This is a genomic window from Nocardioides xinjiangensis (assembly GCF_017916455.1).
In the GTDB taxonomy this organism is placed as follows: domain Bacteria; phylum Actinomycetota; class Actinomycetes; order Propionibacteriales; family Nocardioidaceae; genus Nocardioides; species Nocardioides xinjiangensis.
The window spans coordinates 1,560,042-1,572,706 of the sequence record NZ_JAFMSY010000001.1; the positions used below are offsets into that span (position 1 = coordinate 1,560,042).

At 75.1% G+C, this 12,665-nt stretch carries 10 protein-coding genes; 6 read left to right on the plus strand and 4 right to left on the minus strand.

What is annotated here, in order from left to right; translation table 11 throughout:
• Positions 1 to 12: 12 nt before the first annotated feature.
• Both J3P38_RS07415 and J3P38_RS07420 read left to right on the plus strand, forming a co-directional pair.
• On the plus strand, positions 13 to 666 hold the full coding sequence (locus J3P38_RS07415; RefSeq protein WP_210503136.1) for a hypothetical protein: 654 nt from the start codon (positions 13 to 15) through the stop codon (positions 664 to 666).
• A 69-nt stretch (positions 667 to 735) separates the two neighbouring features.
• The gene (locus J3P38_RS07420) at positions 736 to 1,368 is read left to right on the plus strand and encodes a hypothetical protein (RefSeq protein WP_210503137.1); all 633 of its coding nucleotides are present in this window, start codon (positions 736 to 738) and stop codon (positions 1,366 to 1,368) included.
• Positions 1,369 to 1,431: 63 nt separating this feature from the next.
• On the opposite strand, the gene J3P38_RS07425 is transcribed toward J3P38_RS07420, so the two are convergent.
• Positions 1,432 to 2,889, minus strand: a complete 1,458-nt coding sequence (locus tag J3P38_RS07425; RefSeq protein ID WP_210503138.1) for a serine/threonine-protein kinase — start codon at positions 2,887 to 2,889, stop codon at positions 1,432 to 1,434.
• Positions 2,890 to 2,910: 21 nt separating this feature from the next.
• Here J3P38_RS07425 and J3P38_RS07430 point away from each other — a divergent pair, with 21 nt between their 5' ends.
• From J3P38_RS07430 to J3P38_RS07440, 3 genes are read left to right on the plus strand one after another with little or no spacing between them, the layout of a single operon-like run.
• Positions 2,911 to 3,489, plus strand: a complete 579-nt coding sequence (locus J3P38_RS07430; RefSeq protein ID WP_210439189.1) for an RNA polymerase sigma factor — start codon at positions 2,911 to 2,913, stop codon at positions 3,487 to 3,489.
• Positions 3,486 to 5,003: a M1 family metallopeptidase gene (locus J3P38_RS07435; protein ID WP_210503139.1), complete on the plus strand. Its 1,518-nt coding sequence runs from the start codon at positions 3,486 to 3,488 to the stop codon at positions 5,001 to 5,003. The genes J3P38_RS07430 and J3P38_RS07435 overlap by 4 nt, the downstream gene beginning before the upstream one ends.
• Before the next feature lie 40 nt (positions 5,004 to 5,043).
• A complete protein-coding gene (locus J3P38_RS07440; RefSeq protein WP_210503140.1) occupies positions 5,044 to 6,516 on the plus strand; it encodes a carboxyl transferase domain-containing protein in 1,473 nt (490 codons plus the stop codon).
• A gap of 619 nt (positions 6,517 to 7,135) precedes the next feature.
• On the opposite strand, the gene J3P38_RS07445 is transcribed toward J3P38_RS07440, so the two are convergent.
• Together J3P38_RS07445 and J3P38_RS07450 are read right to left on the minus strand one after the other, a co-directional pair.
• Complete coding sequence (locus J3P38_RS07445; RefSeq protein ID WP_210439192.1) at positions 7,136 to 8,179, minus strand: coiled-coil domain-containing protein; 1,044 nt, start codon at positions 8,177 to 8,179, stop codon at positions 7,136 to 7,138.
• Complete coding sequence (locus J3P38_RS07450; RefSeq protein ID WP_210503141.1) at positions 8,172 to 9,665, minus strand: coiled-coil domain-containing protein; 1,494 nt, start codon at positions 9,663 to 9,665, stop codon at positions 8,172 to 8,174. Before J3P38_RS07450 ends, J3P38_RS07445 begins: the two co-directional genes overlap by 8 nt.
• Positions 9,666 to 9,900: 235 nt before the next feature.
• On the opposite strand from J3P38_RS07450, the gene J3P38_RS07455 reads away from it, so the two are divergent.
• The gene (locus J3P38_RS07455) at positions 9,901 to 11,166 is read left to right on the plus strand and encodes an NAD-dependent epimerase/dehydratase family protein (RefSeq protein ID WP_210503142.1); all 1,266 of its coding nucleotides are present in this window, start codon (positions 9,901 to 9,903) and stop codon (positions 11,164 to 11,166) included.
• Here the strand turns inward: J3P38_RS07455 and J3P38_RS07460 are convergent.
• Positions 11,051 to 12,658, minus strand: a complete 1,608-nt coding sequence (locus tag J3P38_RS07460; RefSeq protein WP_210503143.1) for a dihydrolipoamide acetyltransferase family protein — start codon at positions 12,656 to 12,658, stop codon at positions 11,051 to 11,053. The genes J3P38_RS07455 and J3P38_RS07460 overlap by 116 nt on opposite strands.
• Between the last annotated feature and the right edge of the window lie 7 nt (positions 12,659 to 12,665).

Genomic DNA, 12,665 nt, shown 5'->3' on the forward strand with positions numbered 1-12,665 from the left:
CATGATGGGCGCGTGGAGTGGCGGGGGCCCGCGGTGCTGGTCGCGCTCCTGGCGGTGGGCGCCGGGAGCGGGTACGCAGCGTCCGCGCAGAGCCGCGACACCACGCTCGGCACCGGCGTGCCCGCACCGGTCCCGGCGCAACGGCCCGAGATGCCGGTCGAGGCGCCCCGGCCCTTCAGGACCGACCCGGACGACCCGCCGCTGCGACCCGGCATCCCGCTCGCACCCGAGACCGTCGGCACGGGCAAGTTCGAGATCTCCTTCCCCGCTCCGGTCGGGTGGAGCACGAACGCCAACGCCACCAACGAGTGGAAGTGGAAGCAGCCCGGCACGTCCAACAACACCTACGTGATGCGCGTGGAGCAGATCCAGAGCCAGGACATCACCATCGAGGACGCGATCGACATCCGCATCGACCGCCTGGGCGCCGAGCAGGAGGACGTCGTCATCGTCGACCGCGGCGCCGACTCGCTGGAGTACACCTACCGGAGCAACGAGGGCAACGCCCGCCACAGCTTCATGCGCTGGCTCGACCTCGACGCCAGCGGACAGGCCGACGTCGAGATCGTCGTCCACGGCCGCGAGCGCGACGTACCGGGCACCCGGGACCTCATCCGCCGCGTCGCCGAGGGCATGGGGGGCGCCGGCGGACGTCCCGTCGACTGACCCGTCCGCTGCCCACTCGGCTGGCGCACCCACCCGCCGGCACGGCGAGGATGGCCTAGATTGGCGGCCGTGACGTGGCGGGGGACGGCCGTGCTCGCGCTGCTGCTCGCCGTCGGCGCAGCGGGCGGCTTCGGTGCGTCCCTGCTGGCCGGGGAGAACCCGCGTGCCGACGGCAGGGCCGCTCCGGTGGCGGCCGCCTCGCCGAGCCTGCCCGTGGACCCGGTGCCGGACCTCCTCCCCGACCCGCCCACCCCTCCCCTCGCCCCGGGCCTGCCGCTCGAGCGGCGGGTCGTCGGCAGCGGGGACTTCCGGATGACCCTGCCCGCACCGGTGGGCTGGGACTTCTCCGAGAACTCGCTCAACGAGTGGCAGTGGCGCCCGCCGGACCAGCCGGACTTCGGCTACGTCATGCGGGTGGAGCAGGTGCTCAGCAACCGCCGCTCGATCGACTGGACCCTGGACCGACGGATCGACGAGCTGCGCGAGGACGAGAGCAACGTCGAGGTCCTCGGCCAGACCGCCGACAGCCTGCACTTCTCGTACGTCACCTCGAACCACCTGCGCCACGGCTACCTGCGGTGGGTGGACCTCACCGGCTCCGACAACGCTCAGGTCGAGATCGCGGTGACCGGGCGCGAGGTCGACGACGCCGGCATGGCCGACCTCGTCGCGCGGGTGGGCTCGGGGATCAGGCTCGGCTGACGGCGACTGCCGGGCGGCTGACGGGTCGGCGACTGGCGGCCGACGGGTGGCGGCGCCCTGCACTCAGATGCCGAAGGTGTCCACCGACTCGAGCACCCGGTTGGCGGTGCGGGGGTCCTCGCTGCGGACCTGCACCCAGAGCAGCTGGCTCTGGTTGACCCGGATCACGCGCTCGACGGTCACGTCGGCGCCGGGACAGCCGGTGAAGACCACCGTCATGGAGCTGTCCCCTTCCTTCTCGTCGTAGATCGGCGAGCGGGACTCCGCGCAGTCGGCGTGCTGGGGCACCCGCGAGGGGAGCTCGTCGCCGGCGAGCACCCCGATGAAGACCCCCGGCGCCGGGTCGTCGGCGCTGTTCCAGCCGGGCCGGGTGCCGGCCGCGAGCGACGGCTGCTCGCGCTGGCCGTCGACGGGGGTCCACTGCTCGGGGTCGACCTGGCTGGTCCAGTCCTCCGGGACCGTGACGGCCAGCGTCCCCGTGGCGTCCTCGACGGTGCGCTCCGCCGTCACGGCGCGCTCGACCGACCAGCCGGCGCCGGCGCCGACGGCGAGCGCGAGGACCGCTGCCACCGCGGCGGGCCACCTGCGGCGGCGCCGCGGCGAGCCCGGCGGGTCCGGCAGGCCGTCGGCCACACCCGTCCCCTCGGGGCGCGGAGCGGTGCGGGTGAGGTCGGGATCGACCGGGATCCACGCCTGCGGCGCCTCGTCGACCGGGCCGCCCATGGTCTCGGCGAGCGCCGCGGTGAAGGCCTCGACGTCCTCGAACCGGCACTCCCGGTCCTTGGCCAGCCCCCGCAGGACGACCGCCTCGACGGCCGGGTCGACGCCCATGGGCGGCGGCGGTGCGGGGTCCTCGGCCGCGGCCAGCGTCTTGTGGTCGAACGGCTGCCGCCCGGTCAGCAGGTGGTAGGTCAGGGCCGCGAGGGAGAACTGGTCGGCCCGCGGGTCGAGACCCTCCCCGAGCGCCTGCTCGGGCGCGACGTAGGTCGGGGTGCCACCGACCATGGTGAGCCGCGACGACATGTCCATCGCCTTGCCGAGGCCGAGGTCGCCGAGCATCGCGACGACCCGCGACCCGCGACCGTTCTCGACGGTGCGGAACAGCACGTTGGCCGGCTTCACGTCGCGGTGCAGCACGCCGCGGTCGTGCAGGGCGCTCAGTCCCCTCCCGACCTGCACGAGCACGGCGAGCGCCTGCGACCGCTCCAGGGCGGACAGCTCGAGGCGGTCGGCCAGCGTGCCCTGGTCGGCGTACGCCATCACGAGGTAGGGGCGGTCGTCGGCCAGCTCCCCGGCGTCGTAGACGGGCACGACGTGCGGGGACTCGACCTTGCGCAGGAAGCGCCCCTCCTCGAGGAAGCGCTGGCGGATGTGGAGGTCGGTCGTCCAGTTGTCGGCGAGCACCTTGATCGCCACCGGGCAGTCGAGGTGCTCGTCGTGGGCGAGCCACACCGTCGCGAACGCCCCCGACCCGATGCGGCGGCGCACCGGGTACCGACCGAGACGAGAGGGAGCGGACACCCGGGCATTATCGTGCAGTCCGTGAGCTATTCGGGGGACCACGGCGACGCGCTGGGGCCGGACGACATCGACGACCTCGCCCGGCGCGCCCGCGACGGGGACCGGGACGCCCTCGAGCTGCTGCTCGCCGCCGTCCGCAGCCGGGTGCTCAACATCTGCCGCGGCGTGCTCCCCTACTCCGGCGACGCGGAGGACGCCTGCCAGGAGGCGTTGCTCAACGTCGCGACCAAGATCGGCACGTGGGGCGGTCGCGGCCGGTTCACCACCTGGCTGCACATCGTCGCGGTCAACAGCGCCCGCTCGACGTACCGCCGGCTGCGGAACCTGGCAACGCCGACGGACTTCGAGGACGGCTCGCACGATCGTCCGGACCCGCGCACCACCAGCGTCATCGCCGGCACGCGGCTCGACCTGCTCGAGGCGATGGAGACCATCGAGAAGGACCACCCGCAGTACGTCGAGCCGCTGCTGCTGCGCGACGTCTACGGACTCCCCTACGACGAGATCGCGGACCTCGTCGACGCACCCCTCGGCACCGTCAAGGCGCAGATCCACCACGGCCGCAAGCTGGCCCGGCCGCTGCTGCGGGGCGAGAGATGACCCGCCGGCGGGCCCTCCCGGCGCTCGCCGTGTGCCTCTCGCTCGCTGTCGCCGGGTGCTCCGAGGACGCCGCCGACCCCGCACCGGCCCGGCCGGCAGGCTCACCGAGCGGCGCGGCGCCCGCCGACGATGCGGCGTCCGGCGCGCCGTCGCGCGGACCGGTGGTGGGCGACCGGGTCGAGCCCGACCTCGACCTCGCCCGGTCCACGCCGGTCGAGGACAGCGTCTACCCCGACGTCGGCGACCCCCGCGTCGACGCCCTGCACTACGACCTCGACCTGACCTGGGACCGCGACGCGCGGCGCCTCACGGGGCGGGCGGTCGTCACCTTCCGGGCGGCCCGCTCGGCGCCGCGCTTCCAGCTCGACCTCGGGGCACCGCTGCGCGTCGACGCGGTGACGCTCGACGGACGTGCCGTCCGCACCGCCCACCGCGGCAAGGACCTCGTCGTCCGCGCGCCCATCGAGGAGGACCGGCACTACGAGCTGGCCGTCGCCTACGCCGGCACGCCCGAGCCGGCGGCCGCGCCGACCACGCGCAGCGACTTCTCCGAGACCGGCTTCACCGTGACCCGCACCGGCGAGGTGTGGACGATGCAGGAGCCCTACGGCGCCTTCACGTGGTACCCCGTCAACGACCAGCCGGCCGACAAGGCGCTCTACGACATCACGGTGCACGCGCCGCCGCGCTGGACCGGCGTCGCCAACGGCACGCTGACCGAGCTCGCCACGGACGACGAGGGCACGACCACGTCCTGGCAGCTCGTGGAGCCGGCGTCGTCGTACCTGATCACCCTCGCGATCGGCGCCTACGACCACAGCAGCAACACCTCGCGGAGCGGCCTGCGCGTCGACTACTGGACGCCACGCCGCTTCACCCGGCCGCTCCAGGGCGTCCGGACCGCCGCCGACACGGTCGACTGGATCGAGTCCCGGCTCGGCGACTACCCCTTCGACACCCTCGGCCTCGTCGTCACCGACTCGATGAGCGCGATGGAGACGCAGACGATGATCACGCTGGGCAGCAACGACTACGTGCTCTCCCCCCAGGTGGTCGCGCACGAGCTCGTGCACCAGTGGTACGGCGACCAGGTCTCGCCGTCGGACTGGCGCGACGTGTGGCTCAACGAGGGCATGACGATGCTCCTGCAGTGGATCTACGAGGACGAGCACGACATCCGGCCGCTGCGGCAGAGCCTGCGGGCGGCGCGTGCCGCCGACCAGCAGCTGCGCGACCAGTACGGCCCGCCCGGCGCGTACGACCGCCGTCAGTTCGGCAGCTCCAACATCTACTGGACGCCGGCGTTGATGTGGGACGAGCTTCGGGTCGAGCTGGGCGACGAGGAGTTCTTCCGCATCGCCCGCTCCTGGCTGGAGGCGAACGACAACGCGTCGGCCTCGCGCGAGCAGCTCTACGAGCACTGGGAGCGGGAGACCGGCCGCGAGCTGTCGGCGTTCTTCGACGGGTGGATCACCGGCGACCGCACCCCCGAGCCGGGGGTGCCGGTGCGCTGACGCGCCGTCCTCGGCGACCCGCCGCGGCTACCCTGCCCGCATGACCCGCCTCTCCGCGCGCGAGCTCATCGACCTCGTCCTCGACGAGGACTCGTGGTCGTCCTGGGACAGCCCGCCGTCGCGCGAGGGCATCAGCGAGGCGTACGCCGCCGAGCTGGCCGCCGCCGAGGAGCGCTCGGGCGTCGACGAGTCCGTGCTCACCGGCGAGGCCCGGATGCACGGGCGTCGGATCGCGGTGCTCGTCGGGGAGTTCGGCTTCCTGGCCGGCTCGATCGGCCGGGCCGCCGCCGACCGGATCGTGGCCGGCATCGAGCGTGCCACCCGGGAGGGGCTGCCGCTCGTCGCCGCCCCGGTCAGCGGCGGCACGCGGATGCAGGAGGGCACCCCCGCCTTCGTGCAGATGGTCCGGATCTCGGCCGCCGTGGCGGCCCACCGCACCGCGGGACTGCCGTACCTGGTCTACCTGCGCCACCCCACCACGGGCGGCGTCATGGCGTCGTGGGGCTCGCTCGGGCACGTCACCGTCGCCGAGCCCGGCGCGCTCGTGGGCTTCCTCGGGCCGCGCGTCTACGAGGCGCTCTACGACCGGCCGTTCCCCGCCGGCGTGCAGACCGCGGAGAACCTCTACGCCCGCGGCATCATCGACGCGGTGCTGCCGCCCGAGGAGATCGCCGCGATCCTGGACCGCGCGCTGACCACGCTCATGGCCGCCCGCGAGGGCGTCGACGCGGTGCCGGACCCCGGCCACGAGGACGTGCCCGACGTCGACACCTGGGAGTGCGTGACGCGCTCCCGGCGGCCCGACCGACCCGGCGTACGCCGCCTGCTGCGGTACGCCGCGAGCGACGTCGTGCCGCTCAACGGCACGGGGCAGGGCGAGTCCGACCCCGGCCTGCTGATCGCGCTGGCCCGCTTCGGCGAGGCGCCGTGCGTGTTCCTCGGGCAGGACCGGCGCGGGCAGACCACCGACCATCCTCTCGGCCCCGAGGCGCTGCGGGAGGCACGGCGCGGCATGCGCCTGGCCTCGGAGCTCGGACTGCCGCTGGTGACCGTCATCGACACCCAGGGCGCCGCCCTGTCGGCGGACGCGGAGAACGGCGGGCTGGCCGGCGAGATCGCCCGGTCGCTGGCCGACCTCGTGACGCTCGACGCGCCGACCCTGTGCCTGATGCTCGGGGAGGGCAACGGCGGTGGGGCGCTGGCGCTGCTGCCGGCCGATCGGGTCGTCGCCGCCCAGCACGCCTGGCTCTCGCCGCTGCCGCCCGAGGGTGCGTCGGCCATCGTGCACCGCGACCTCGACCACGCCGCGGAGATGGCGCGGGCGCAGCAGGTGCGCGCGCTCGACCTGCACCGGCGCGGGATCGTCGACCGGGTCGTGGCCGAGAAGCCGGACGCGGCCGACGAGCCGGAGGCCTTCTGCCGCCGGGTCGGCGCCGTGCTGGAGCACGAGCTCAGCACGCTGCTCGCCGCCGGCCCGGGGTCCCCGGAGGAACGCGCGCGCCGCTACGTGTGAGTGCGCCCCGCCTCTCCTCGGGTTCGAGCGGTGCGTGAGGCAGGTTCCGGACGCCCAGAACCTGCGTGGCTCACCGCCGCTCGCACCGGCGGTGCGTGAGGCAGGTTCCGGACGCCGAGAACCTGCGTGGCTCACCGCCGCTCGCACCGGCGGTGCGTGAGGCAGGTTCCGTACGCCGAGAACCTGCGTGGCTCACCGCCGCTCGCACCGGCGGTGCGTGAGGCAGGTTCCAGGCGCCCAGAACCTGCGTGGCTCACCGCCCCCCTGGCCAGCGGTGTGTGAGGCAGCTTCCGGACGCGCAGAACCTGCGCGGCTCACCGCCGCCCGGGCCAGCGGTGCGTGAGGCAGCTTCCGGACGCTCAGAACCTGCGTGGCTCACCGCCGCCCGGGCCAGCGGTGCGTGAGGCAGGTTCCGGACGCTCAGAACCTGCGTGGCTCACCGCCGCTCGCACCGGCGGTGCGTGAGGCAGGTTCCGGACGCTCAGAACCTGCGTGGCTCACCGCCCCCCTGGCCAGCGGTGCGTGGCGCAGGCTTCGTACGCTCAGAACCTGCGTGGCTCACCGCCGCCCGGGCCAGCGGTGCGTAAGGCAACTTCCGGACGCGCAGAACCTGCGTGGCTCACCGCTGCTCGGGAGACTCCTCGGCCTCGCGCGACGCGTCCGCAGCGGGCTTCGCGTCGGACTGCGCCGCGTCGGACTCCGCAGCCTCGGCCGGGACCGGCTCGTCGACGGGCTCGTCGGCGGGTACGGCGGCCGCGGCCGGCTCCGCGACGGGCAGCGCGACACCGGGCACGGTGCCGGTGAGCGTGGCGAGCATCTGGCGGACGTTGGAGAGCTGGGCGTTGATGCTGTCGCGACGCTGCGCGGCGGCGGCGAGCTCGCGCTCGGACTCGGCGCGGACGCGGTCGGCGGAGGCGCGCGCCTCCTCGACCATCGTCGTCGAGCGCTGCTCGGCGTCGGCGAGCATGCGGGCGATCCGCTCCTCGGCCTCGGCCCGGTTGCGCTCCATCGTCGCCTCGGTGTCCTTGTTGCGCGCGGCCATCGCGTCGAGCTCGGCCCGGATCGCGGCCTGCTGCGCCTGGAACTCGGCCGTGGCCTTCTGGCGACGCTCGGCCAGCGTGGTCTCGAAGTCGGCGGCGGCCTGGGCGGCCTTGGCGCGCTGGTCCTCGTGCAGCGCCTCGGCCTCGGCCCGGCGGGCGGAGGCGTCGCGCTCGGCCGCGTCGCGCTCGCTGTCGGCGGCCTTGCGCGCGTCGGCGAGCACCCGGGCACCCTCGGCCTCGGCGTCGCGGCGGGTCTCCTCGGCGTAGCGGTCGGCGTCGGCCCGCAGCGCGCCGGCCTCCTGCTCGGCCTCCTTGCGCAGGGTCTCGACCTCGCCCTTGACCCGGTCGCGGATCTCGGCTGCCTCGGCCTCGGCGAGGGAGAGGATCTGGCCGACCCGCTGCCCGAGGTGCTCGTACGTCGGCAGCTCGGGCGCCTGAGCCTCACGCGAGACGAGCGCCTCGCGGGCCGCGGCGGCCTCGCCGCGAGCCTGCCGGGCGGCGGCCTCGGCGGCCTCGAGCCGCCGGCGGAGGTCGGCGACCTCGCTCTGCGCCTGCCCGACGGCACGCTCGACCTCGGTCGGGTCGTAGCCGCGGCGCACGGTCGTGAACATCTCTTCAGGCATCGGTGCTCTCCTGCTGGTGTGGCGGGGCGTGGGGTGGCTGGGCGTGGGGTGGCTGGACTCGCGGTGGCTGCGCGTGGGCGTCGCCTGCGGCGGTGCCGGCGGCGGAGGCCTGCTGGCGCTCGGGCACGGAGAGCGCCTCGATGACCCCGGAGAGCTGGCCCAGCTCGGCGGCGATGCCGTCGCGCCGCGCCTGCAGCTGCGCGACCTCGGCCCGGGCGCGCTCGAGCGCGCGGCGGGCGCTGTCGCGGAGCTGGTCGGCCTCCGCCCGGCCCTCGGCGACGAGGGCGACGGACTCCTCCCGGGCGCGGCGCCGCTCCTCGGCGGCCTCCGCCCGGATGCGGGTGACCTCCTCGGCGACCAGGGAGCGGAGGCTCGCCGCCCCCGCCTCGGCCTGCGCCCGACGGCGCTCGAGGCGATCGACGGCGCGCTGCGACTCGTCGGTCGCGTCGGCGAGGATGCGGGCCGCCTCGGCCTCGGCGCGGGCGAGCGCGGCCTTGGCCTCGCTCTCCATCTCCGCGGCCGCCAGCGCGGCGGTGCGGGTGATCTCGTCTGCGCGCTGCTGCGCGTCGGCCAGCTGCAGCGCCATGCGTCCGGCGACCGCCGCGATGACCGCCTGGAGCCGGCGGCGCACCACCCGGGCGTGGTCGCCGACCTCGACGTGGCCGGCCCTGCGGATGGCGTCCGCCTCCGTCGCCGCGCCGTCGAGCACCGAGCGCACGGTCCGCGTGGCCCACTCGGTCTGCTCGGCGGCCTGGCGGAGCTTCTCCTCGCTCTCGGCGCGAGCGGCGGCGAGCGTCTCCGCGGCTGCCTGCCGGACCTGCTCGGCCTCCGCGCCCGCGGTGCGGCGCAGCTCCTCGACGTGGGCGGAGGCCTCGTCGCGCATCCGCGCCGACTCGGTCGAGGCGCTGGCGCGCAGGGACTCCGCCTCGGCCATGGCGGTGTCGAGGTGCCGCTGGCCGCCTGCGCGACCCTCCTCGACCAGGTCCGCGGCCCTCTGCTGGGCGGCGGTGACGACGGCCTCGGCCTCGGCCCGCGCGGCGTCGAGCAGGGCGGCCCCCTCGGCGGCAGCGGCGTCGCGCAGCTCGCGGGACTCCCCGCGGAGGGCGGCCGCCTCCTCCTGCGCCTCGGCGCGCAACCGGTCGCCCTCGACGCGTGCGGCGGCGACGTGCTGGTCGCGGGCGTCCTCGGCGGAGGACATCAGCAGCGCGGCCTGCTCGTTGGCGTCGACGACGATCGTGGCGGCCTCCTCCGACGCGCCGGCGAGGACCTGCTCGGCCTGCCGTCGTGCCCGTCCGGCCTCGGCCCGGTCCGCCTCGGCCTCGGCGTGGAGCCGGCGGAGCTCCTCACGCAGCGTCGCCAGCTGGGCGGTCAGCCTCTCGGCCTCCAGCCGCGCCTCGTCGACGAGCTGGTCGGCGACCTGCTGCGCCCGGGCGAGGAGGGCGGCGGGGGTGGTGTCGCCGGTAGCAGTGGAGGCTTTGAACGCCACCCGCCAGCTCCTTCCACGCGATCCGAGGGCGCCATTGTCGCAGCGCCGGAGCGATGGTGCCAAAGAGCCGGGCTCCTGTCTGCCGAACGCCCATCCCGCGGTCGCGCGGCGGTCGCAGCCCGGTCGCGGACCGCGTCACGGCGCCCCCGGCCCGTCGGTCACAGGTGCAGCGCGAGGGTTGCGCCCACCGCGAACAGGGTTGTGGTGCGTGCCCGGACGGCCGTGTAGTGGTCCCGTGGAGCTCCTCGTCCTCGGTGGCACCCGGTTCCTCTCGCGCGAGGTCGCGGCCCAGGCGGTCGACGCCGGCTGGGACGTCACCTGCGCCTGCCGCGGCGAGTCCGGGCCGCTCCCGGCAGGTGCGACGCACCTTCCCTGGGATCGCGCCGAGCCCGTGCCGGCCGGGGTCGCCGAGGGCCGCTGGGACGCCGTCGTCGACGTCACCAGGCTGCCCTCGCACGCGCGCCGGGCCTTCGAGGCGACGGCCGGGGCGCACTGGGTGTTCGTGTCGACGATCAGCGTCTACGCCGACGACTCCTCCCCGGCGATGGCGCCGCTGGTGGAGCCCGTCACCGACGACGTGGACCTGGCGGTCGACCCGGACGCCTACGGCGGCATGAAGGTCGCCTGCGAGCAGGTAGTCCAGGCGGGCGCGCGGTCGTCGGTGGTCGTCCGACCGGGGCTGATCGTCGGTCCCGGCGACCCGACGGGACGATTCGCCTACTGGCCGCAGCGGCTGGCGCGCGGCGGCGAGGTGCTGGCGCCGGGCCGTCCCACGGACGTCGTGCAGGTGATCGACGTGCGCGACCTCGCGGCCTGGCTGCTGCGGCTGGCGCAGACGCGGACTCCGGGCACCTTCGACGCGGTGGGCCGGCCGACGTCGTTCGAGGACCTGCTGACGGCCGTGGCGGCCGGCGTCCGCGACGACGCCCCGACGCTGACGTGGGTGGACCAGGGCTTCCTGCAGGAGCACGGCGTCCGGCCGTGGGCGGGCGAGGACTCGCTGCCGCTGTGGCTGCCGCGACCGGAGCACGACGGCATGCTGGCCCACGACCCCGCGCCGGCGTTCGCCGCCGGGCTCAACCTCCGCCCTGTGGCCGAGACCGCGCCCGACTGTCTCGACTCTCCCGTCACCGCGCTCTCACCCGAGCGCGAGGCCGAGGTGCTCGCTGCCTTGGCACGCCCGCTCGAGCGGGCGCTAGCGCACCCGGAGAGCACGTCGAGTCGGCGCTCGTGCGCCGCGAGCGCACGTCGAGTCGGCGCCAGTGTGCTGGCAAGCAGGCCGAGTCGGCGCCAGTGTGCTGGGGACACCAGCGCCGACTCGACGCAGATCCTCGGGACACCAGCGCCGCCTCGACGCCGACTGGCGGGACACTCCCGCCCACTCGTCAGAACAGCAGCGCGGTGCCCGGGTCGGAGAGCACTCCGGCGACGTCGGCGAGGAAGCGCGAGCCCTTCTCGCCGTCGATGTGCCGGTGGTCGAACGACAGCGCGAGCGTCGTGACGTCGCGGACGACGATCTCGCCGGTCTCCTCGTCGACCCACGGCCGCTTGTTGATCGCGCCGAAGCACAGGATCGCGGATTCCCCCGGGTTGATGATCGGCGTGCCCGCGTCGACGCCGAACACGCCGACGTTGGTGATCGTGAACGTGCCGCCGGCCATCTCCGCGGGCTGGGTCCTGCCCTCGCGCGCCGTGGCCGTCAGCTCCCCGAGCGCCGCCGCCAGCTCGGTCATCGAGAGCGCGTCGGCGTCCTTGATGTTGGGGACCACCAGCCCGCGCGGGGTGGCGGCCGCGATGCCGAGGTTGACGTAGTGCTTGTAGACGACCTCCTGGGCGGACTCGTCCCAAGTGGAGTTGATCTCCGGGGTGCGCTTCATCGCGAGGATCACCGCACGGGCGAGGACCAGCAGCGGGCTGACCTTCGTGTCGCGGAACTCCGGCCGCTTGCGCAGCCGCGCGACGAGCTGCATCGTCGCCGTCACGTCGACGGTGATCCACTCGGTGACGTGCGGGCTGGTGAAGGCCGACTGGCTCATCGCCGACGCCATCATCTTGCGCACGCCCTTGATCGGCTCGCGGGTCTCGCGCTCGCCGGACGGCGTCGAGCCCGACAGGTCGCGCTGCGCCGAGCCGCCGTAGGAGGCGCCCGGCACGTCGCCGCCGCCGCTCGGGGCGACGGGAGCAGGCGCGGGCGCGGCGGAGCCGTTGGCCGCTCCGTGCACGTCGTCGCGGGTGATCGAGCCGGACGGGCCCGAGCCGGTCAGCGTGGTGAGGTCGACGCCCAGGTCCTTGGCGAGCTTGCGGACCGGAGGCTTCGCCAGGGCGCGTACGGCGCCGGGCTCGCCCTGCGCGGCGGCCGGGACGAGCGCCTCGGCGGGCGCCGCCTGCGGCGCGGGCCGCTGGTCGACGGCCGGCACCGGGGACTCGTCGGCCGGCACCACCTCGTCGGACTGCGCGCCGCCGGGCGCGAAGGCGCCCTGCACCTGCATCTGGGTCTGGGCGCCGGCCACCGTGCTCGGGGAGGCCGAGCCGCGCCGGGCGCGACGCATGGGGCCGCGGTCGGCCTTGATGCGGCCGACGAGGGACGCCCCCTCCATCGATCCGGAGGCGGCCGGGTTGGAGAGGTCGATCTCGGTCGGGTCGACCTGCGCGGCCGCCTGCCCCGCGTCCTCGGCGCCGGCCTTCAGGGCCATGCCGAGGTAGGGGTCGGACTCGGTCTGGGGGGCGGCGCCGCCGGCAGGCTCGGCAGGCGCCTCGCCGGCCGCGCCGATGGAGATGATCGGCGTGCCGACCGGGACGGTCTCGCCCTCGGGGACGAGGAGGGCCAGCACGGTGCCCTCGAACGGCGAGGGCAGCTCGACCAGCGACTTCGCGGTCTCGATCTCGACGATCACGTCGTTGATCTCGACGGTGTCGCCGACCTTGACCTTCCACGCGACGATCTCGGCCTCGGTGAGGCCCTCGCCGACGTCGGGGAGCAGGAACTCGGACATCAGGGGA